This is a genomic window from Pseudoalteromonas shioyasakiensis, from assembly GCA_013391845.1.
Taxonomy (GTDB): domain Bacteria; phylum Pseudomonadota; class Gammaproteobacteria; order Enterobacterales; family Alteromonadaceae; genus Pseudoalteromonas; species Pseudoalteromonas apostichopi.
Genome location: CP058414.1, coordinates 3,439,542 through 3,459,691 on the forward strand (window position 1 = coordinate 3,439,542; position 20,150 = coordinate 3,459,691).

Genomic DNA, 20,150 nt, shown 5'->3' on the forward strand with positions numbered 1-20,150 from the left:
AAATTACTTTTTCGTTAGTGCTGAGATTCTGCTTGATAGCGAGAATAAACGAATGAAGCCTTCTGCATGTGATTGATCATATACATCATCTTCACCGAAGGTTGCGAAATCTTCACTGTATAAGCTATTCGGTGATTTTTTCTGTACCGCAGTTACTTGGCCTTTATAAAGCTTAAGCACCACTTCACCGGTTGCTAACTTAGACAGTGATTCAGCACCAGCTAGAATCGAGTCTTTTAATGGTGTAAACCAACGACCGTCGTAGACTAAGTGAGAGAAACTCACCACCAAGTACTTCTTTCCACTTACGGCTTGATTTGTCTAATACTAGCTCGTCAATCGCTTGAAGAGCAGCCATGATCACTGTGCCCCCTGGTGTTTCATAACAGCCACGAGACTTCATACCGACTAAACGGTTTTCTACAATATCAACACGACCTACACCATGTGGCGCAGCAATGTCGTTTAATTTAACTAAGCAGTCATATGGTTTAAGTGACTCGCCATTTACAGCAACCACTTCACCTTCAACAACATTTAATGTCACATATTCTGCTTCATTAGGCGCTTGCTCAGGTGAGTTTGTCCAAGTCCATACTTGCTCACTTGGTTGACACCATGGATCTTCAAGCTCTCCACCTTCGTGAGAAATGTGCCATGCGTTAGCATCACGACTATAGATTTTTGTCGCAGATGCAGAGCACGGAATATTACGCTCTGCTAAGTAATCAAGTAATGATTCACGACTTGATAAGTCCCACTCACGCCATGGTGCAATCACTTTTAGATCTGGTGCAAGGGCTGCGAAACATGATTCAAAACGTACCTGATCATTACCTTTACCTGTACAACCATGCGAAAGCGCATCAGCACCTACTTTACGGGCAATTTCAACCTGTGCTTTAGCAATAATCGGACGTGCCATAGACGTACCTAGTAAATAAGTGCCTTCGTAAATAGAACCCGTTTTTAATGTTGGGTAAATATAGTCACTTACCATTTCGTCTTTTAAGTCAACGATGTGGCACTCTGAGGCACCCGAAGCAATTGCTTTTTCTTCAACGCCTTCAAGCTCTTCAGCACCTTGGCCTACATCAGCAACAAACGCGATTACTTCACAGCCGTAGTTTTCTTTTAACCATGGCACAATTGCCGATGTATCAAGACCACCAGAATAGGCTAATACGACTTTTTTAATTGAACTCATTGGTGTTCCTTAAACAAAATTTGGATTTAATAATGTGACAAGTAGAGCATTTTGCGCGTGCATACGATTCTCTGCTTGTTGAATAATTTTTGATGCTGGGCCATCCATTACCTCAGAGGTAATTTCAAACTCACGATGCGCTGGCTGACAATGCAGTACAGTTTGCGCACCCGTTTTCTCTAATAGGGCTTGATTGAGCTGATAAGGCATATATTTAGCTTTCACCTGCTCAAGCGGTGTTTTATCACCCATTGAAACCCAGGTATCAGCATAGACTGCATTTGCTCCGACTGCCGCCTCAATTCTGTCACTGACCATTACCGAAGCACCATTCATCGCTGCAATTTGCTCTGCTTGCTTAAGAATTTGTGAATCCGGTGAGCTACCTTTAGGACAAACAGCTACAAAATCAGTGCCTAACGTGGCAGCTAATAACATGAGAGAGTGTGTTACGTTGTTACCTTCACCTAAGTAAGCAAGCTTAAGCTTACTTACGTCGCCATGTACTTCTTGTAGCGTCAAAAAGTCTGCAAGTGCTTGGCATGGGTGATATAAATCACATAAGCTATTCACTACAGGCACAGATGAATACTCAGCAAGCGTAGTCAATGTTTTGTGTGCATACACGCGAGCAACAATGCCATCAGCCCAAGCTGACATATTGAGAGCAAAGTCTTTAACCGATTCACGACCACCCATAGCACCGTTTTGTGAATCTAGATAAACCGCGTGACCACCCAGTTTATTAATACCTATATCAAATGATAAACGTGTACGTAAACTTGGTTTTTCAAAAAGTGTAACGACAGATTTGCCTGCTAATGCTTGGCTAAAGTCTGCTGGATTTGCTTTAATTTTTTGCGCTAGATTAAGTAATTTAAGAGCGCCCTTTTGGTCTAATTCAAGACCGTTTAAGAAATTTTTTAACATGAAATACCTATGGTGTAATTTTTGTTCCTACATGCTCGCCTTTTAATAAGGCGACTAAATTTTCTGGCTTTAGCCAGCTGGAGATATACACACCACGTCGTAAATGTTGGGCAGCAAGAAGGCTGGTCTTTACTTTGACCTCCATCCCGCCCTGAATAACTCCTTCAAGGATTAGTGTTTCGATTTGCTGCGTATTAAGGTGATGTAGTGGCTGCTTATTTGCATCAAGCACAGCTTCTACGTCAGTCATAAAAATAAGTTCTGCATCGAGTTCTTTAGCAATAGCCGCCGCGGCTTCATCCGCATTGACGTTGTACCATTGACCATCTTCGCCAAAGCCAATAGAGCTCACCAGTGGTAAACGACCTTGCCCAAGTAAGCTTGGCAATACGCTGTCACAACTACCTGAACACTGGCCAACTTGCGCCAATACTTTAAGTTTTTCAGATACCAGTACACCCGCTTCATAAAGGCTTAAACCCACAGGTTTGTGGCCAGCGCTGATTGCTTGACTCATCAATTGTTTATTGGCACAACCTGCCAGGGCGCCAACAATATAAGGCATTTGCTCATTTGGGCTAATACGTAAGCCTTGATGTTTTGCTGTTACAAAGCCTGCGTCTTTAAGCCAAGCATCAACCAAGGCTCCACCACCATGCACAATGACAAAGTTATCTTGTTGCTCAGTGGCTAAAACATCAAAAAGAGCTTTTGCAGCATCAGCGCTATTTAGCACAGCACCACCGACTTTAATGATCCAAGTTTTCATTACAGCGCTCCTACTAAACCAGTGTGGTGAGGTTCACCCATAGCTAAATTAATACACTGTAATGCTTGCCCAGCCGCGCCTTTTAATAGGTTATCAATTGCTGACATAACAATGAGTTGTTCACCTTTTTGTTGCCATGCAATATCAACAAATGGTTGTTTAGCCACGCCTTTAATACTCGGAACTTTATTTCCAAGTAAACGGATTAAAGGCTCATTAGCTAACACTTGATATGCTGCATCCACTTGCTCTGCTGTCACACCTGGCTTTAATTGCACATAAATAGTTTCTAAAATTCCACGGGGGAAATTACCTAAATGAGGGGTGAATAACACAGGGTGACCAAGGTGCTGCTCAATCTCAGGTGTGTGTCTGTGATTAAATAAACCATAAGGGGCAAGTGATACTTCACAAAAATGCGTATTAACACTGGCTTTTCTACCTGCGCCAGTAACTCCAGACACCGCATTAACAATAATGGCTTGCTCAGCTAATAAACCAGCTTCTTTAAGTGGTTTTAAAGAATTGAGTGCTGCTGTTGGGTAACAACCTGCTACAGCAACAAGCTTTGCTTTACTTATAGCATCGCTATTCCATTCAGCTAAGCCATAAGCCGCTTGCTCTAAAAGCTCAGGGTGTTCATGTGCGAAACCGTAATAAGTTAGGTAATCCTCATTCCCAGCTAAACGGAAACCACCAGACAGGTCGAATACTTTTTTACCCATGGCTAAAAATTGTGGTGCAAGGTCAACGCTTACCTTGTGATCTGTACATAGACATACATAGTCCGCATTACTTTCGATATCCTTATACGCTTGGGCAGTCAGAGGCTGTAGTGGATACTCTAACAATCCAAGGTGCTCTGGATATAAATCGCTTAATAATTTGCCTTTATCTAAGCTTCCTTCAGATACATAACATGCTTTCAGGGTCAGTTTTGGGTGCTTAGCAACTAAACTTGCTAGCTCTGCGCCGCTATAACCACTTGCGCCAATAATCACTACATTCATTGCTTACTTTTACCTATTCAATCTATTTATCGATACGCCTAAAAATACTCGCTCAAATGCGAATAAAAACACTGTCTAAAGTAATGAAATCAGGTTATCGTCGTTTCGTGTTCATCGTAAAGCTTTACTAATATTTATGCTTAAAAAGTGAATTGATATTCATCATAAATACTTTTATATTGTTATGCAATTAGATTGAATAATTATTTTTGGATTTTTTTATGTCGCTACCCTCTTTTTTATCTATGTATCAGCAGCTAATTGCTGCTCCTTCAATTAGCGCGATTGAAGATTCTTTGTGCATGAGCAATAAAGGGGTTATTACCTTGCTCGCACAGTGGTGCGAAAGCCTTGGGTTTACATGTGAAATCACAGAGCTTGAAAACGGTAAAGGGCGTTACAACTTATTAGCTAGACGTGGTGAAGGAGACGGCGGTTTAATGCTTGCCGGCCATACTGACACTGTACCATTTGATGATAGTCGTTGGAATTATGATCCGTTCAAACTCAGCGAAGATAACAATAAACTTTATGGTTTAGGTAGTATTGATATGAAAGGCTTTTTTGCTTTCGTACTGCAAGCTATTAGCGAACTTGATGCAAGCAAGCAAACTGAGCCACTATTAATTCTAGCCACAGCCGATGAAGAAACTACAATGGCGGGTGCACAGCAAATCTGCCGTCACCCGAACTTAAAACCTGCACGCTGTATTATTGGTGAGCCAACAGATATGACTCCGGTATTTACACATAAAGGTCATATGAGTACAGCTATTCGCGTAATTGGTCGCTCGGGCCATAGCTCAGATCCTGAACGAGGTTTGAACGCCATCGAAGTCATGCATAAAATGATTACAAAATTGTTAATCATAAAAGAAGAATTAAAGAATAAATATTCAGTAGAACACTTTGAAATTCCGTACCCTACTTTGAACCTTGGCCATATTCATGGCGGTGATAATGCCAACCGCATTTGCGGCTGCTGTGAAATGCATATTGATATGCGACCGTTACCCGGTTTAAGTGTACAAGAACTACAAGCGATTTTGCTTAGTGCCGCAGAGGAAATTAATACTCAATACCCCAACGCAGTGAGTGTTATCGATATGCATGAACCAATCCCTGCGTTTAGCGGAAGTACAGATACTGCACTTGTGAAACTGGCCGAAAAAGTCTCCGGTCAGCCAGCTGTCGCTGTAAACTATTGTACAGAAGCCCCTTTTATTCAACAACTTGGCTGCGAAACAATTGTCATGGGGCCAGGCTCAATTAACCAAGCTCACCAACCCGATGAGTTTTTAGCGATGGAAAAAATCAAACCTTCGCAAGCGATTATCAGTAACATGATCAAAGCTAGCTGCTTTAACGACTAATTAAAAAAGGAGCATCATGCTCCTTTTTTATCACTAACTCATATATTTACTTAAGTACTTTTTAAATACTGGGTCAGTTTTCGCTAGCTCTTTTTGCTCCGCTAAAATATCTTTTAGAATAGCTTTTGAGGTTAATGGATTGGCTAATACGACACGAAAAACCACGGTGGGTTGATGGTCATATTTTGCTGGTGTTAAACGAGTACGAGATACAAAAGAGCGTCCAGCTTCACGCTGGCGCTTTTGCATACTTGCAGTGAAGCGATTCAACGAAGCGTAAATATCTAATTTAGTTTCTTCGTTAGCACCTTTGAGCTTAGCTTGAATTTCTTTTGGAACGTAACGATATGTTAATAGGCACAGCTCAGGTTCAGAGATTAACTCAAAATCTTCATCTTGTTTGATCATTTCGGCAAAAGTGCGCGCTTTAACAATACTACGGTCAATCAACATCTCGTAGCCTTTACGGCCAATAACACGTAAGCAAGCATGCACTAACATTGCCATACCTGGGCGGCTTCCCTCTAATGTATGACTACCTAAATCTTTAGAGCCTTTACGAAGAATATATTCAGCATGATGCTCAATAGCATCTGTCGCAGCGGGGTCTTTAAATAACACAAGACCCGCGCCCATTGGCACATACATTTGTTTATGCGCATCAATAGTAATTGAGTCAGCACGTTCAATACCGCTTAAAAGATGGCGATAGTTTGAAGAAAGTAAGGTTGACCCACCCCATGCGGCGTCCACATGAAAATGACAGCCAAGCTCTTCGCTTAAATCAGCCATTTCATTTAGCGGGTCTATGCTGCCAGTTTCTGTCGTCCCAGCAACACCAACGAGTGCCATTACCTTTATACCAGACGCTTCCAGTTCATGGGCTTTTTTGCGCATAGCATCGACATCAACTTTATTATTTTCGCCTGTCGCAATTGCGACAATGTTATCGCGACCAATACCTAGCAAATCAACAGTCTTGCCTAATGAATAGTGACCTCGCTCAGAAACCAGTACCGCTAAGCCTTTGTAACCATAGTGCAGCATCCCAGCGATTAATCCCTGTGCTGCAATACCTTTATAATCGCCATCGGCTTTCAATAAGCGGTTGCGAGCAATCCATAACGCAGTAATGTTAGCTACGGTTCCGCCTGAGCAAAATGCGCCTAAAGAGGTTTTTGCACTGTGCATCCACTTGCTATAAAAACTCTCAGCTTCGCCATAAGCAAGGTGATGCATCATCCCTAAGACTTGTCTTTCAAGTGGTGTGAATGCCTTTGAAGTTTCAATTTTTACTAAATTTTGGTTAAGACCTACCATTAACTTAGAAAGCGGTAATACAAAATGCGGTAACGCAGAGGTCATATGACCAATGAAGCTTGGTGCAGCCGTATGAACAGAATGAGCAACTAACTGCTCCATAATGTCTTGAGCATAATCAGAAACAAAAGTTGGCTCTTCTGGAATAGTGGCCGTTTGAAAGTCTTTTTCAATTTCGTGCAAAGGCTTTTCAATTGCAGCTATGTTCTCATTCAAGAACCCAGCTAAATTACTAGAAATTTCAGATTCGATTTTACTTAATGTCGAGTCTGGTGCTTCTGGCACCGTAAAAATACGAATCAAGCTTTCTTTAGAGGCGACGGCACAACGCTTTTGATCCATCCTAATACCCATAATTAGCAGCTAAAAATGCACCCGATGATGGAACACCTAAGAGAGCACTTTTGCGGCACTGTTTCTACGAAATTGGCTAACTTTACTGGAATATCACGAAAATGTCTCGTATAAAGCAAAAAAGCCCTAATTTCGATGACAAAAAAGTGAACCGTTAATGAAATTTACGGTTATTTTCTACTATCAGACAAATGTTTTTTTAGTATAATCAAGTGATAACTGCTAAGGGAACGTCTATGCCCAAAGGATTGCAAAAAACCAGTTGGCTACTATATGGCTTCGCCGCATTTTTTATTAGCTTATTTGGCTATATCTATTACACCTATGAAACTTCGCGTAGCGAGATCATGGCGAATATCGATAGTAAATTGTTCAATGCCGCGGTCAGTGTCAGACATATCCTCGGTGATGACTACCACAATATAGTCAATGCAGGTTTACCTATCTCCGCATCAATGTATAAAGAAAAAAGTCGTGCCCTTTCTGAATATGCAAAACAAATGCAACTTGCCTATGTTTACGCCATGGTACTTCGTGATGACAAAGTGTACTTTAGTGCATCTAGTTACACACAAAAAGATCAAAATAATGGTCGTGTTACACAATTTTTAGATGCCTATCCTGAAGCGACTGAACTTAACAAAGAAGCCTTTTTTTCGACAGAGCCAGTTTTTGAGGTATCAAAAGATCAATGGGGCTATTTTAAAAGCATCTTTGTGACTTTTGTCGATGATAATGGTCACACTTACATCACTGGTGCCGACATAACCATTAGTGACTTAAATCAGCAACTGCAACACAGTGTTTCACGAGCGATGATTACCGGCTGCTTTTTTTTCTTTATTGCAGCACTAATTGCAGGGCTCTATTTTTTACAGTTAAAACGCTCGCTCTCAACTGATGCGCGTACAGGTTTTGCAAATCATGTAGCACTTGAATACTACATAAAAAGAACCACCAAGCATCGCATGGAGCTGGCAGTAATTGTTATTAACGAACTAGAAGATATTAGCAGCTTTTATGGCAGTGAAGTTAGCGACAAAGTGATGGCTAACTTGCTTGGCTATTTTCAATTAAGGATACCTAGCGAAGGAGTTGTCTATCGTTTAGCAACCAATAAAATTGCGTTATTGCAAACTCATAGTGATGAACGCAATATAGATGATGTAATTAATGCCTTTAACTATGCTATTCCAGCGTTAAAAGAGCCTTATATCTACGTGAGCTTGTATGCGGGAATTGCCACAGGTAATAAATCAATGCTTATAGAGAACGCCCACGTTGCATTACAGCAAGCAAAACTAAATAATCAACGTATTGTGCGTTATGAAAATATCTTTAAACAAGTTGAAGAGCAATTTAGAAATAACGTTACGCTTGCCAAAGAAGTGAAAGAAGCCTTCGATAACAATCGAATCGTGCCTTATTTTCAAGCAGTCTATGACAGCCAAAGGAAACATATTAATCATTACCAGTGCCTAGCCAGAATGGCCAGTGCTACAGGTCGTATCCATACACCTGATTACTTTATGATGGTGCTGAAACGCTCACGTATGGATGGTCTTTTAAGGCGTACTATGTTTACCCGATGCATTGAGCAGTTTAGAAAAACCAATGTGTGCTGGAGTATCAATATTACCGCACAAGATATTCTTGATCCAAGTTTGAGCGAGTTTTTAGAACTTCAGCTAAGGCGCTACCCGCAGCCCCACAATATTATTTTTCAGTTTTATGAGCGTGATGCCATTGCTTACTTTAGTGAAGTAAAAACCTTTATTAATATTCTAAAAAATAAAGGGGCTCAGGTTATTATCAATGAATTCGGCACGGGCTTTTCAAGCTTGCCACACATCAGAAAGCTCGAAATTGATGGTTTAAAACTTGATAAAGGGTTAGTGAGCCAAATTCATACTAATACAGATAACTATCTGTTTATTGAGAACTTGGTAAAATATGCTCAGCAACTAAAGTTAGATGTGATTGCTGAGCAAGTTGATAACGAGCAAATAGCACAGGCACTTGCTCGAGCAGGTGTTACTTTAATGCAAGGGAGCCACTTTGCACCGCCGACTCCTTACATTCATTAAAGATTAATCACTAAACGATGACTTTGTTGACCACTAGCCCAATATTTACGTTCAAACGGAGTAATTGCAGTATCGCTTTCATACTGCTGGACATCGCACTTATGCCCTGCAAGTTCAAGTGAGCGAGCAAACTCCTTTACGTAAATATCCCAGTTACTCCTAAGCTCTAAACGACCACCTAGTTTAATGATAAACGGGAAGATAGCAGCGCCGTGCCATCTTCTTTGCAAGTGTTTTGCTTTCGGCCATGGATTTGGATACAGCAGGTAATGATGGCTTGGTTGCCAGTTTGCAGCGACCGCTAAACGCCAAAAGTCGTTTAAGTCAGCTTGCACTAAAATATACTGCCCTGCATCAGTTTGCTTATATTCGATATCATGTTTATCTAAACGATGTGATGATTTATCAATTCCAATCACTAACGCATCAGGGTGATGTTTTGCTAAGTTAGCGGTACTTTCACCAACACCACAACACGAGTCAAGAATGATAGGTCCGCTAAACGCTTGCACCTTTTCATTGACCTGATCAAAAGCCGCTTGCGTATGCCCTGCAATCGGCTTTTTAAATTCAGCACTTAAGTGCTTTAAAACTATTTCGTCTAGCTTTTCATGTAAGCCAGGTTGATTCGATACAATACTTCTCGAATTTGCATCCGTCATTAGTGTCTAAGCCCCACACCACGTTTAATAAGGGTTAATGCTAAAGTAAATAAACCCACAATAAATAAAGCAAGTACACCAAATGCTACCGATAAGTCGACATCCGACACACCTAAGAAGCCATATCTAAATGCATTTACCATGTAAATAATTGGGTTTACTTGCGATACACCTTGCCAAAATTCTGGCAACAGGCTGATAGAGTAAAACACACCACCTAGATAGGTCAGCGGCGTTAAAATGAAGGTCGGGATAATACTAATATCATCGAAGCTATTAGCATAAATTGCGTTAATAAGTCCGCCTAACGCAAACACAGCCGACGTTAAAATAACCGTAGCCATAATCACAAAAATATTATGAATTTGAATATCAACAAATAGCAAAGAGACACAGCTAACAATTAAACCAACCAGCATGCCACGCGTCATACCACCACCCATGTAGCCTAGTACGATAATGTAATTCGGCACTGGCGCAACTAAGAGCTCTTCAATGCTTTTTTGGAATTTAGTAGAATAAAAACTCGAGGCAACATTTGAGTACGAATTGGTGATCACCGACATCATTATCAGACCCGGTACAATAAACTCCATATAAGTAAAGCCACCCATATCACCAATACGAGAACCGATCAGATTACCAAAAATCACAAAATACAGGCTCATCGTGATTGCAGGCGGAACTAAGGTTTGCACCCAAATACGTAAAAAGCGAATACACTCTTTGATCCAAATACTTTTTAGCGCTACTCCATATTTAAACATTATTCGCCTCGCCCTTGTTCTAATAGTCCTACAAACAACTCTTCTAAACGGTTTGCTTTATTTCGCATACTAAGCACTGTATTACCTTGCTCACTCAGTGCACTAAATACATGGTTTAAGCCCTGAGACTTCGCCACTTCAACTTCTAAAGTGTGGTCATCAGTCAGTGTATATTTGTAACCTGCAATGCTAATTGGCTGCACAGGCTGCTTTAAGTCAAGTACAAAGGTTTCTTTGTCAAGCTTGGCAAGTAAGGCTTTAATGGTGGTGTTTTCAACAATCACGCCGCTGTCGATAATCGCGATGTTTCTACATAACAGCTCAGCTTCTTCTAGATAGTGGGTAGTCAAGATGATGGTGACACCTTGCTTATTAATCTCGCGAAGAAAATCCCACATAGAGCGGCGTAGCTCAATATCAACACCTGCTGTTGGTTCATCTAAAATAAGTAATTTAGGTTCATGCATCAGTGCACGAGCAATCATTAAACGGCGTTTCATACCACCTGAAAGGGTGCGCGCTTGCTTATCTTTTTTCTCAAATAAACCTAGCTGCTTTAAGTACTTTTCAGCTCGCTCATGGGCCAGCTTTCTTGGTACACCGTAATAACCTGCTTGGTTAACCAAAATTTGGTTAAGTGTTTCAAATTGACTAAAGTTAAACTCTTGCGGCACTAAGCCAAGTTCAGACTTAGCGGCTTCCAAATCTGTATCAATGTCGTGACCAAACACCTGTACACGACCGGCACTTTTGTTCACTAAAGATGAGATAACACCAATGGTGGTTGATTTACCGGCACCGTTTGGGCCAAGTAAGGCAAAGAAATCACCTTGCTGAACTTGTAAATCAATACCTTTTACAGCTTCAACACCATTTTTATAAACCTTTTTTAGGCCTTCAATATTTAATGCGATCGTTTTTTCGCTCACTGTTTGCCCTCTCCATAACCCCAACGCTTCGTCAAAGTATGTTTAATGTTTAAATGATCTAAAATTCGCGCCACCATAAAATCGACCAAATCTGAAACCTGCTCAGGTTGGTGATAAAAACCAGGTGCCGCCGGCATAATCGTTACGCCTAGTCGCGCTAGCTTCAACATATTTTCAAGATGAATTTCGCTAAATGGTGTTTCGCGCGGGACTAAAATTAGCTGACCACGCTCTTTAATAACTACATCTGCCGCACGTTCAAGTAAGTTATCTGATGCTCCCACTGCAATTGCAGAGACAGACCCTGCGCTACAAGGGCAAACCACCATTTTTTTCGGCGCTGCTGAGCCAGACGCAACAGGACTAAACCAATTATCTTTGCCAAATACTTTAAGTTGCTCAGGGGCTGCATTAAAAAGCGTGCTGAGTTGTTCTGTCGCTTTCTCTTCGTTACCCGAAAGTTTGATATTTGACTCTGTATCAAGCACTACTCGTGCTGCACTTGAGATCAGTACATATACCTGAAACTGCTGTTCAAGTAATACTTCTAACAACCTTAAGCCATAGGGAGCACCTGAAGCACCACTAAAAGCTAATGTTATTTTATCTTTAAATTGCATACAGTTAAGCTCCTGATACTGATTAGTTTTGTTCAAGTGCTGTGATTAAACGCTGATGAATACCTTCAAAACCACCATTACTCATAATTAACACATGTTGTGAAGGCGCGATACTAGCGATGACTTGAGCAATTATATCCTCAGTGCTTGAGCTACAATGCATCCCAGCTTTATCTGCGTATTCTTTTAGCGACCAGCTTAAATTTTCTGGCTCAAATAAATACACTTCATCGGCCGCTTTCAGTGAATCAATCAAGGTTTGTTGATGCACGCCCATTTTCATGGTGTTTGAGCGAGGCTCTAAAATAGCAATGATCTTCTCTGTGCCCACTTTTGCACGAAGCCCTGCTAAGGTTGTTTCAATTGCCGTTGGGTGATGGGCAAAATCGTCGTACACTTTAATCGAGTTGATGTCAGCTTTGAGCTCCATGCGGCGCTTAGGAGAAATGAACTCAGCTAGGCCTGCAATGCTGACAGATATGGCAATGCCTACATGCCTTGCAGCCGCTATCGCCATAATGGCATTTTTCACATTGTGCTCACCCATGGCTTGCCAGCTGACAACGCCTTGAACTTGTGAATTTAATAACACTTCAAATTCACTACCATCTGCTTTAAGTAAACGGTAATCCCAATCGCCAAAGAGTGTTTCACTCTCGCTCCAAAGGCCTCGTTCAATCACATCTTGTAGAGCTTCGTCTTGGCTAGGCCAAATAACTTTGCCACTACTAGGTAGTGTACGCATCAAGTGGTGAAATTGTTTTTTAATCGCGTTTAAATCTTCAAAAATATCAGCATGATCAAATTCGAGATTATTTAGAATTAATGTGCGCGGTAAGTAGTGCACAAACTTACTACGTTTATCGAAAAAAGCAGTGTCGTATTCGTCGGCTTCAATAACAAAAAATGGTGTTTCGCCAATACGAGCAGACACACCAAAGTTTTGAACGATACCACCAATCAAAAATCCCGGCTTCATTCCCGCATATTCTAATAACCATGCCAGCATACTGGCTGTGGTTGTTTTGCCATGGGTACCCGCTACGGCTAAGACCCAGGAGTTTTGCAATAAATTATGTTTTAACCATTCAGGGCCTGACGTGTAAGGCAAGCCTTTATCAAGCACGTATTCAACACAAGGGTTGCCACGGCTCATAGCATTACCAATTACTACCATATCGGGCGCGGGATCTAGTTGGCTAATGTCATAACCTTGGGTTAGGGTGATACCTAGCTCTTCTAATTGTGTACTCATCGGCGGGTACACATTTTGATCAGAGCCTGTCACGGTATGACCTAACGATTTAGCGATTGCGGCAATACCACCCATAAAGGTGCCACAAATTCCAAGAATATGAATATGCATCTACTGTCCTGAGCAAAATGAATGAGAGTTAAAATAAAGCGTTATAATGCCAAATATAAGCTTTACTTACCATTACTACACGGCAATAGACTTTTGCCAAATAGCCAACATAAAAAACACCTCAATTTGAGGTGTTTTTTAATTGAAGTGAGCGCCTATTTTACAGCATTAAGAATGCAAACAAACCAACGCCTAATAGTAAGCGGTAGATAACAAATGGCATCATGCCCATGCGCTCAATTACTTTTAAGAAAAAGAAAATACATGCATACGCTGATACAAATGATAATGCAGCGCCTAATAAAATAGCATGCCAATCAATCGCTTCACCCGCTGTTGCCAATTGATACACATAATATGAACCTGCAGCTGCAATAACCGGAATCGACATTAAAAACGAGAAACGCGCAGCACTTTGCTTGTTAAGACCCAGCATTAAACCCACTGTAATGGTAATACCAGAACGCGATGTCCCCGGAAATACCATCGCTAGCACTTGCGAAAAACCCAGTAATAACGCACTAAAAAAGTTTACTTGGTAAATATTCTTAACTTGTTTTGCTTTAGCATCGGCATACCAAAGCAGTAAACCAAATACGATAGTCGAGGTTGCAATAACCCAGGCATTACGTGAGTAGCTTTCTACAAAGTCTTTAAATAGGTAACCGATTAATAATGCAGGAATAGTCGCAACAATAATCCACCAACCTAAACGGCTGTCATCAGTCGCGCCTTGTGATCCAAACGATTTAAACCAAGCGCCAAGAATATCCACTACTTCTTTACGAAAATACAGTACCACGGCACCTAAAGTACCAACGTGAACCGCCACATCAAATGCTAAGCCTTGGTCGTGCCAGCCTAAAACTTGTGAGGGTAAAATTAAATGTGCTGAGCTCGAAATAGGTAAAAACTCAGTCAATCCTTGAATTAAGGCTAGAACAATTATCTCAATAATACTCATGGGTTAGAAAACTCCACCTTCCATAGTTTTTGTTGCGGATTGTTATAATTTTTCCATAGTTCAGCTAAAGTTAGCTTAGCTACGGGATGAAAAAAGTTAGGGGCTACTTCAGCTAATGGCTGTAGTACAAACGCATTTTTGGTAATTTCGTCACGAGGTAACTGCGCAGGCGAGTCGCAGATAATGTCATCATAAAACAATAAATCTAGATCTAAAGTGCGCGGGCTAAATTTTTTATCCTCGCGGGTGCGACCGTTATCAAGTTCAATCTTCTTCAGAAGTTTACACAGTTCGGTTAATGGCATATCTGTTTGAGCAGCAATCACAGAGTTATAAAAATTGTTCCCTGCAAAGCCAACTGCCTCACTCTCATAAACTGACGAGTGTTTATAGTCAGGAAAGTAAGCCTTTAGGGCAATAAGCGCCTGTCTCAGGTAGTGCTCTTTATTAACATTAGAGCCAAGACTTATAAAAATTTGCGCCATAATCAGTTAGCCTTACGACGGGTGATTTCGACTCCCACCGTTTTAGCTTGTGGTACCGCAGCCGGCTTACTCACACGAATAGTCACTTGACTGGTCGCAAACTCACTAAGGATCAATGCAGCCAATTGCTCAACTAAGGTCTCAAGTAACTCAACAGGCTTTGCCGTAGTATGCTCAATAACTCGCTCGCTCACTTTGGCATAATCAAGTGCTAAATTTATATCATCCGTCGCCGCAGCGGCTGAAATATCACATAACATTTCGATATCAAAATACAGGCTTTGTTTACTTTCTTTTTCAAAATCATACACGCCAATGATGGTGTCTACATGTAGTTGTGATATATATACCTTGTCCATTGATACTCCAAGTGACATAAATATTTTAAAACAATACTCATCCTAAACGCTTATTGATTTCAATAATGCGCTATATAAGCTGTCATACTGTTTTAATATATAAAAATTACCCCTACAATAACGGATAGATGCATTGCAATATGGTGCGTACATTCTACTCGATGAGAGCGGCAGATGGTTTTGCCGCCAATGATAGCCCAAAAGTGCAGATTAAAAAATAAGGAAGCGCGTGTTAGAAGTTTTAATGTTAGTTTTAGCTTACATACTGGGATCGGTCTCTTCCGCTATCCTAGTATCACGGCTGTTTAAACTACCAGACCCACGCAGTCATGGATCGAATAACCCTGGTGCAACAAATGTTTATCGCCTAGGCGGAAAAGTCCCCGCTGTTTTAGTTCTTGTCTTTGATATTTTAAAAGGGACGATCCCAGTTTGGGGTGCCTACTTTTTAAAAATAGATCCTCTAATGTTAGGTCTAATTGGTGTAGCAGCCTGTCTAGGGCATATGTACCCACTGTTTTTTAGTTTTAAAGGCGGTAAAGCGGTTGCAACTGCCTTTGGTACTTTATTACCTATTGGTTTATCGCTAGGTGGGATGTTAATTGCAACCTGGATCTTAATTGTTGCTATCACGCGTTATTCATCACTTGCGGCACTGGTAACAGTTTCATTAGCGCCTCTTTATACCTGGTGGATAAAGCCCTTGTATACTTTGCCTGTTACCTTTCTAACCGTACTGATAATTTTCCGCCACAGAGCAAATATTACTCGCTTGATGGCTGGGGAAGAACCTAAAATAGGGGCTAAGAAAAAAGCCCCTGAACAAGAGTAGTGCTATAAATTAAAGCGCTTCGAGTGAATCAATAGGCCAGCGTGGCTTAGTTTTCATATCGAGGCTCGCGAATTGACCTGCTTTCAAACGCTGCATACCTGCATAAGCAATCATTGCACCGTTATCTGTACAAAACTCTGTGCGCGGGTAATACACTCGCCCTTTCATACCTTGCATAACTCGCTCTAGTTGAGCACGTAATTGCACGTTAGCACTCACGCCACCAGCAATAACTAAACGTTTGATACCTGTTTGTTTTAAAGCTCGTTTACATTTAATAATTAGGGTATCAATAACAGCTGTTTGAAATGCATGGGCAATATCTGCTTTAGTTTGCTCATCGTCATCGCTATCACGAATAGCGAGCGACGCTGCTGTTTTTAAACCACTAAAACTAAAATCTAAGCCAGGTTTATCGGTCATCGGACGCGGGAACACAAAACGCTCTGGTGTGCCTTGCTCAGCAAGCTTTGCTAAACGTGGACCACCTGGATAATCAAGGCCTAACAACTTCGCTGTTTTATCGAATGCTTCACCTGCAGCGTCATCAACTGACTCACCTAATACTTCATACTCACCAATACCAGATACTTTAACCATCATGGTATGACCACCAGACACTAAGAGCGCGATAAACGGAAACTCTGGTTTGTCTTCTTCTAGCATTGGCGCAAGTAGGTGGCCTTCCATATGATGCACAGCGACTGCTGGAATATTCCAGCCATAGGCCAGTGAGCGACCAATTGAGGTTCCCACCAAGAGTGCACCAACAAGTCCGGGCCCTGCGGTGTAAGCAATACCATCTAAGTCTTCAGGACCACAGTCAGCTTGCGCAAATGCCGCATCAATTAAAGGTAAGGTTTTACGTACGTGATCGCGTGAAGCTAGTTCAGGGACCACGCCGCCGTAATCAGCATGTACTTTTACTTGGCTATACAGTTGATGTGCTAATAAGCCTTGTTCATCATCATAAATGGCAATACCCGTTTCATCACATGATGATTCAATACCTAAAATTCGCATCAATTACTCCGCCAAGAAAAAACAAATGCGCATTTTACAGTGAAAATACGCATTACTGAATATTAAATTGCAATACCAATGTTGGTTTGGCCATCAGAAACCGCTAGTTGTTTAAGCTCTTTTACGTTCTCTGAAGTAATTCGGCCCATTTGCTCTACAAAATCAATAAGCTCTGCAAGCACATCAATTTCATATTGCATTAAAGGGTGTTCACGGACAGCTTTGTTGTCTGCCACTTCACCATCTACTGTTAGTTGGTACTCAATAAAGCGAGCCACTGAAGCCTGTGAAATTTTACTAATATTCAAAAACTCTTGTTCATCTTTAGCTATTAAACCGTGCAGCATACCAAGCAGAGCTGTAGCAGTATCAATTGCCGGATAAGCCCCAAACATATCAAAGTCAGTGAGCTCTGGCACATTCGGTTCTATTTTTTCAATTTGCTTTTCAAGGCTGATTTTACTTTTTGGCAGTAATATTTTTTCCCAGCAGACACTAAGTGCGCTTCGAAAAACCGCTGCATCACCAAACCCTGTTGCTTCACTAAATAAGCTGTAATTAGGCAGCATACGCTCAAGTAAAGCTCCACCTAACACTGCTTTTTGCAAATAGTTTAATTCTCTAATACGTTGAAAATTATTCGCTTTCGTCATTCTTTACAGTCCCACAAGACCAACATATTTCAAATGTTGCTCCGTTAAGCTCAAGACACTTAGGGCATACCCAGTCAGGAGCCGATTGTTTTAATTGTCGGTAGTTTAGCAATATTTCTTGCGCCTGGCGCTCTTTTAATGCGTAAACAAGTATATCAACCCCCGTTTGTTCAAATGGGATCTCCCCAAGCGCTCCTTGTAAAAGCTCACCTTGTAATTGAGATTCTATCCCCTTACTTTGTAAAAGCCCTTTAATAATATTTGCTTCTAAGCCATTTTCAGCTTGAAATACTTTCACCCAAGAAAATGGGTCCGGCTTGTTTGGTTGATTTAAATTCTTGTTTTGCAAATCACTTCTCTTTTACTTTTTTATCTTTAAATCCTAAACTACGCTAGCAATTGACTTCGCTGCAACGCTTATTTCAAGGTAACCATATGACTTTAACAACACCGGGATTGTTATTCCCTGCAATTTCTTTACTGTTACTTGCTTATACCAACCGCTTTTTGGTGCTTGCTCAGCTTATTCGAGAACTCAATGCACGTGAAGGGGAAAGTATCCGCCCACTGGTTGTTGCACAAATTACCAACTTAAGAAAACGTATCAAACTCATTCGGGTGATGCAGGTCTATGGCGTTGCCTCTTTTCTCATGTGTACTTTATCGATGTTTGCATTATTTATAGAGTTTAATACCACTGGAATCATTTTATTTGGGAGCAGCCTCGCTTGCTTAGCCTTGTCTCTTCTAACCTCTTTGTATGAGATCCACATCTCCTGCCATGCAATCGAAATCGAATTGAAGAATATCGAAAAAAAACCAGTTTCAGATAAGGCAGAGTAAATTTCTGCCTCTATACTTATTGTATGAGATACAACAATAAGTGGTGTTTTTGTGGATGATTTCTTATTTTCTGAAGAACAGTTAGAAGAAAATAATATAGAAACTGAAGAACCTGAATACTGGCATATTCTTGTTGTTGATGATGAAGAAGATATTCACCAAGTTACGAAACTAGTATTAGCTGGGTTCAGTTTTGAAAATAAAGGTCTGCGCTTTTATGACGCCTATTCTGCGGCCGAAGCAAAAGAGTTTTTAAATAAAGATATTCCCTTTTCTGTTGCCCTAGTTGATGTGGTAATGGAAACCAACCATGCTGGTCTTGAGCTTATTCAATTCATTCGCGATGAAATAGAAAACCACGATATTCGTTTAATACTGCGCACAGGCCAGCCCGGTGAAGCCCCTGAAGAAGCCATTATCCGCGATTACGACATCAACGATTACAAAAATAAAACAGAGCTCACCGCGATTAAAATTAAAACCCTGCTCTACTCAGCCTTAAGGGCACATCGTGATATTCAAATTATTGACCGCCATAAGCATGGTCTTGAACAAATAATTAATGCTTCAGCAAATTTTTTAAAATGTGACAGTGTTCATGAGTTCGCCTCAACAATTTTAAGCCATGTCACTAACGTGATGGGAATTAATGATGCGCAAATCTATTGTGCTGCGGCTGTTAACTTACAATCGTCTCCAGCAAAAGATTTCCAGCTTCTTGCTGCCTCAGGCGTAGGTCCTACACCACAGCAAAATACCATTCCAGATGAGGTAAAAAACTTATTTATAGATGCACATGAGCGTAAGTCATCACTAAAAACAAGCAATGATTACATTGGTTACTTTCCTACCAAAGCTGGCCTAGAAACCATGCTTTATGTACATAAAGGTAGTAAGTTGCAAGCAACAGAGCATCAACTGTTAGAGTTTTATGCCAATAATATCGCGCTTGCTTACGATAATTTAAAACTCAGAGAAATGGTAAAAGAATCACAAAAAGAATTGTCGTACATTCTCGGTGAGGCTGTAGAAAAACGCTCTAAAGAAACTGGTTCCCACGTTAAACGTGTTGCTTTATATAGTGAACTGCTTGCTCAGCTTTCAGAACTAAACCCATTTCAATGCGAAATCATTAAACTTGCCTCACCTTTACATGACATAGGTAAGATCAGCATTCCCGATAACATTTTAAACAAGCCTGGTAAACTCACTGATGATGAGTGGGAAGTAATGAAAACCCATGCAGAAATCGGCTACGAAATATTAAAAAATTCAAGTAACGAGATATTGACATGTGGTGCTTTAATTTCCTACCAGCATCATGAAAAGTGGGATGGTTCAGGATATCCGCAAGGTTTAATAGCAGACGATATCAATATAGTTGGCCGTATCACCGCCCTAGCAGATGTATTTGACGCGCTTTGCAGCGACCGTTGTTATAAGAAAGCATGGCCACTGGATGAGGCTTTAACGCTTATAAAAGATCAACGCGGGAAACATTTTGATCCAATTCTTGTCGACTTATTACTTGAAAATTTACCACTTTTCTTAGAGATTAAAGATCGTTACCCTGATTAGATGTAACTTTTCTGTAAAA

22 protein-coding genes are annotated in these 20,150 nt (G+C 40.8%); 5 read left to right on the forward strand and 17 right to left on the reverse strand.

What is annotated here, in order from left to right:
- Positions 1-3 precede the first annotated feature (3 nt).
- Genes HYD28_15730 through argC form a run of 5 tightly spaced genes read right to left on the reverse strand, consistent with a single transcriptional unit; the run spans position 4 to position 3,916 of the window.
- Entirely contained in the window at positions 4-207 is a 204-nt protein-coding gene (locus tag HYD28_15730) for an argininosuccinate synthase (protein QLE10578.1), read from the reverse strand.
- Positions 208-211: 4 nt separating this feature from the next.
- Positions 212-1,207 (reverse strand): argininosuccinate synthase, encoded by a 996-nt coding sequence (locus HYD28_15735; GenBank protein QLE10287.1) that lies wholly within the window; start codon positions 1,205-1,207, stop codon positions 212-214.
- Between the two features lie 9 nt (positions 1,208-1,216).
- Positions 1,217-2,137 carry an ornithine carbamoyltransferase gene (locus HYD28_15740; protein QLE10288.1) on the reverse strand — a complete coding sequence of 307 codons (921 nt, stop codon included), beginning with the start codon at positions 2,135-2,137 and terminating at the stop codon, positions 1,217-1,219.
- A 7-nt stretch (positions 2,138-2,144) separates the two neighbouring features.
- Positions 2,145-2,906 carry an acetylglutamate kinase gene (gene argB, locus HYD28_15745; GenBank protein QLE10289.1) on the reverse strand — a complete coding sequence of 254 codons (762 nt, stop codon included), beginning with the start codon at positions 2,904-2,906 and terminating at the stop codon, positions 2,145-2,147.
- Positions 2,906-3,916, reverse strand: a complete 1,011-nt coding sequence (gene argC / locus HYD28_15750; protein QLE10290.1) for an N-acetyl-gamma-glutamyl-phosphate reductase — start codon at positions 3,914-3,916, stop codon at positions 2,906-2,908. Before argC ends, argB begins: the two co-directional genes overlap by 1 nt.
- 221 nt (positions 3,917-4,137) lie before the next feature.
- On the opposite strand from argC, the gene argE reads away from it, so the two are divergent.
- A complete protein-coding gene (argE, locus tag HYD28_15755) occupies positions 4,138-5,289 on the forward strand; it encodes an acetylornithine deacetylase (protein QLE10291.1) in 1,152 nt (383 codons plus the stop codon).
- Between the two features lie 33 nt (positions 5,290-5,322).
- Here argE and panP read toward each other — a convergent pair whose 3' ends face one another.
- Positions 5,323-6,951, reverse strand: coding sequence for a putative pyridoxal-dependent aspartate 1-decarboxylase (gene panP / locus HYD28_15760; GenBank protein QLE10292.1), 1,629 nt, complete (start codon positions 6,949-6,951; stop codon positions 5,323-5,325).
- A gap of 248 nt (positions 6,952-7,199) precedes the next feature.
- Between panP and HYD28_15765 the strand changes: the two genes are divergently transcribed.
- Entirely contained in the window at positions 7,200-9,050 is a 1,851-nt protein-coding gene (locus tag HYD28_15765; GenBank protein QLE10293.1) for a GGDEF domain-containing protein, read from the forward strand.
- Here HYD28_15765 and HYD28_15770 read toward each other — a convergent pair.
- From HYD28_15770 to folB, 8 genes are all read right to left on the reverse strand, one after another.
- Positions 9,047-9,712 (reverse strand): SAM-dependent methyltransferase, encoded by a 666-nt coding sequence (locus HYD28_15770; GenBank protein ID QLE10294.1) that lies wholly within the window; start codon positions 9,710-9,712, stop codon positions 9,047-9,049. The two genes, HYD28_15765 and HYD28_15770, sit on opposite strands and share 4 nt — an antisense overlap.
- Positions 9,712-10,479: an ABC transporter permease gene (locus tag HYD28_15775; GenBank protein QLE10295.1), complete on the reverse strand. Its 768-nt coding sequence runs from the start codon at positions 10,477-10,479 to the stop codon at positions 9,712-9,714. The genes HYD28_15770 and HYD28_15775 overlap by 1 nt, the downstream gene beginning before the upstream one ends.
- Positions 10,479-11,408, reverse strand: coding sequence for an ABC transporter ATP-binding protein (locus HYD28_15780; GenBank protein QLE10296.1), 930 nt, complete (start codon positions 11,406-11,408; stop codon positions 10,479-10,481). The genes HYD28_15775 and HYD28_15780 overlap by 1 nt, the downstream gene beginning before the upstream one ends.
- Positions 11,405-12,028 carry a UbiX family flavin prenyltransferase gene (locus HYD28_15785; protein QLE10297.1) on the reverse strand — a complete coding sequence of 208 codons (624 nt, stop codon included), beginning with the start codon at positions 12,026-12,028 and terminating at the stop codon, positions 11,405-11,407. Before HYD28_15785 ends, HYD28_15780 begins: the two co-directional genes overlap by 4 nt.
- Positions 12,029-12,050: 22 nt before the next feature.
- Positions 12,051-13,394, reverse strand: coding sequence for a UDP-N-acetylmuramate:L-alanyl-gamma-D-glutamyl-meso-diaminopimelate ligase (gene mpl / locus HYD28_15790; protein QLE10298.1), 1,344 nt, complete (start codon positions 13,392-13,394; stop codon positions 12,051-12,053).
- A gap of 160 nt (positions 13,395-13,554) precedes the next feature.
- Positions 13,555-14,358, reverse strand: a complete 804-nt coding sequence (locus HYD28_15795; protein QLE10299.1) for an undecaprenyl-diphosphate phosphatase — start codon at positions 14,356-14,358, stop codon at positions 13,555-13,557.
- On the reverse strand, positions 14,355-14,843 hold the full coding sequence (gene folK / locus HYD28_15800) for a 2-amino-4-hydroxy-6-hydroxymethyldihydropteridine diphosphokinase (GenBank protein QLE10300.1): 489 nt from the start codon (positions 14,841-14,843) through the stop codon (positions 14,355-14,357). Before folK ends, HYD28_15795 begins: the two co-directional genes overlap by 4 nt.
- 2 nt (positions 14,844-14,845) lie before the next feature.
- Positions 14,846-15,202 (reverse strand): dihydroneopterin aldolase, encoded by a 357-nt coding sequence (gene folB / locus HYD28_15805; GenBank protein QLE10301.1) that lies wholly within the window; start codon positions 15,200-15,202, stop codon positions 14,846-14,848.
- Between the two features lie 229 nt (positions 15,203-15,431).
- Here folB and plsY point away from each other — a divergent pair, with 229 nt between their 5' ends.
- Entirely contained in the window at positions 15,432-16,034 is a 603-nt protein-coding gene (plsY, locus tag HYD28_15810) for a glycerol-3-phosphate 1-O-acyltransferase PlsY (GenBank protein ID QLE10302.1), read from the forward strand.
- 9 nt (positions 16,035-16,043) lie between these two features.
- Here the strand turns inward: plsY and tsaD are convergent, their stop codons facing one another.
- The 3 genes from tsaD to HYD28_15825 all read right to left on the reverse strand — a co-directional run bounded on the left by tsaD (position 16,044) and on the right by HYD28_15825 (position 18,059).
- On the reverse strand, positions 16,044-17,057 hold the full coding sequence (gene tsaD / locus HYD28_15815) for a tRNA (adenosine(37)-N6)-threonylcarbamoyltransferase complex transferase subunit TsaD (GenBank protein QLE10303.1): 1,014 nt from the start codon (positions 17,055-17,057) through the stop codon (positions 16,044-16,046).
- 62 nt (positions 17,058-17,119) lie between these two features.
- On the reverse strand, positions 17,120-17,710 hold the full coding sequence (locus HYD28_15820) for a YjaG family protein (protein QLE10304.1): 591 nt from the start codon (positions 17,708-17,710) through the stop codon (positions 17,120-17,122).
- Complete coding sequence (locus HYD28_15825) at positions 17,694-18,059, reverse strand: DUF2007 domain-containing protein (GenBank protein ID QLE10305.1); 366 nt, start codon at positions 18,057-18,059, stop codon at positions 17,694-17,696. Before HYD28_15825 ends, HYD28_15820 begins: the two co-directional genes overlap by 17 nt.
- Before the next feature lie 86 nt (positions 18,060-18,145).
- Here HYD28_15825 and HYD28_15830 point away from each other — a divergent pair, with 86 nt between their 5' ends.
- Together HYD28_15830 and HYD28_15835 are read left to right on the forward strand one after the other, a co-directional pair.
- Positions 18,146-18,553 (forward strand): DUF2721 domain-containing protein, encoded by a 408-nt coding sequence (locus tag HYD28_15830; GenBank protein ID QLE10306.1) that lies wholly within the window; start codon positions 18,146-18,148, stop codon positions 18,551-18,553.
- Positions 18,554-18,604: 51 nt separating this feature from the next.
- On the forward strand, positions 18,605-20,131 hold the full coding sequence (locus tag HYD28_15835) for a DUF3369 domain-containing protein (GenBank protein ID QLE10307.1): 1,527 nt from the start codon (positions 18,605-18,607) through the stop codon (positions 20,129-20,131).
- The last annotated feature ends 19 nt before the right edge of the window (positions 20,132-20,150 follow it).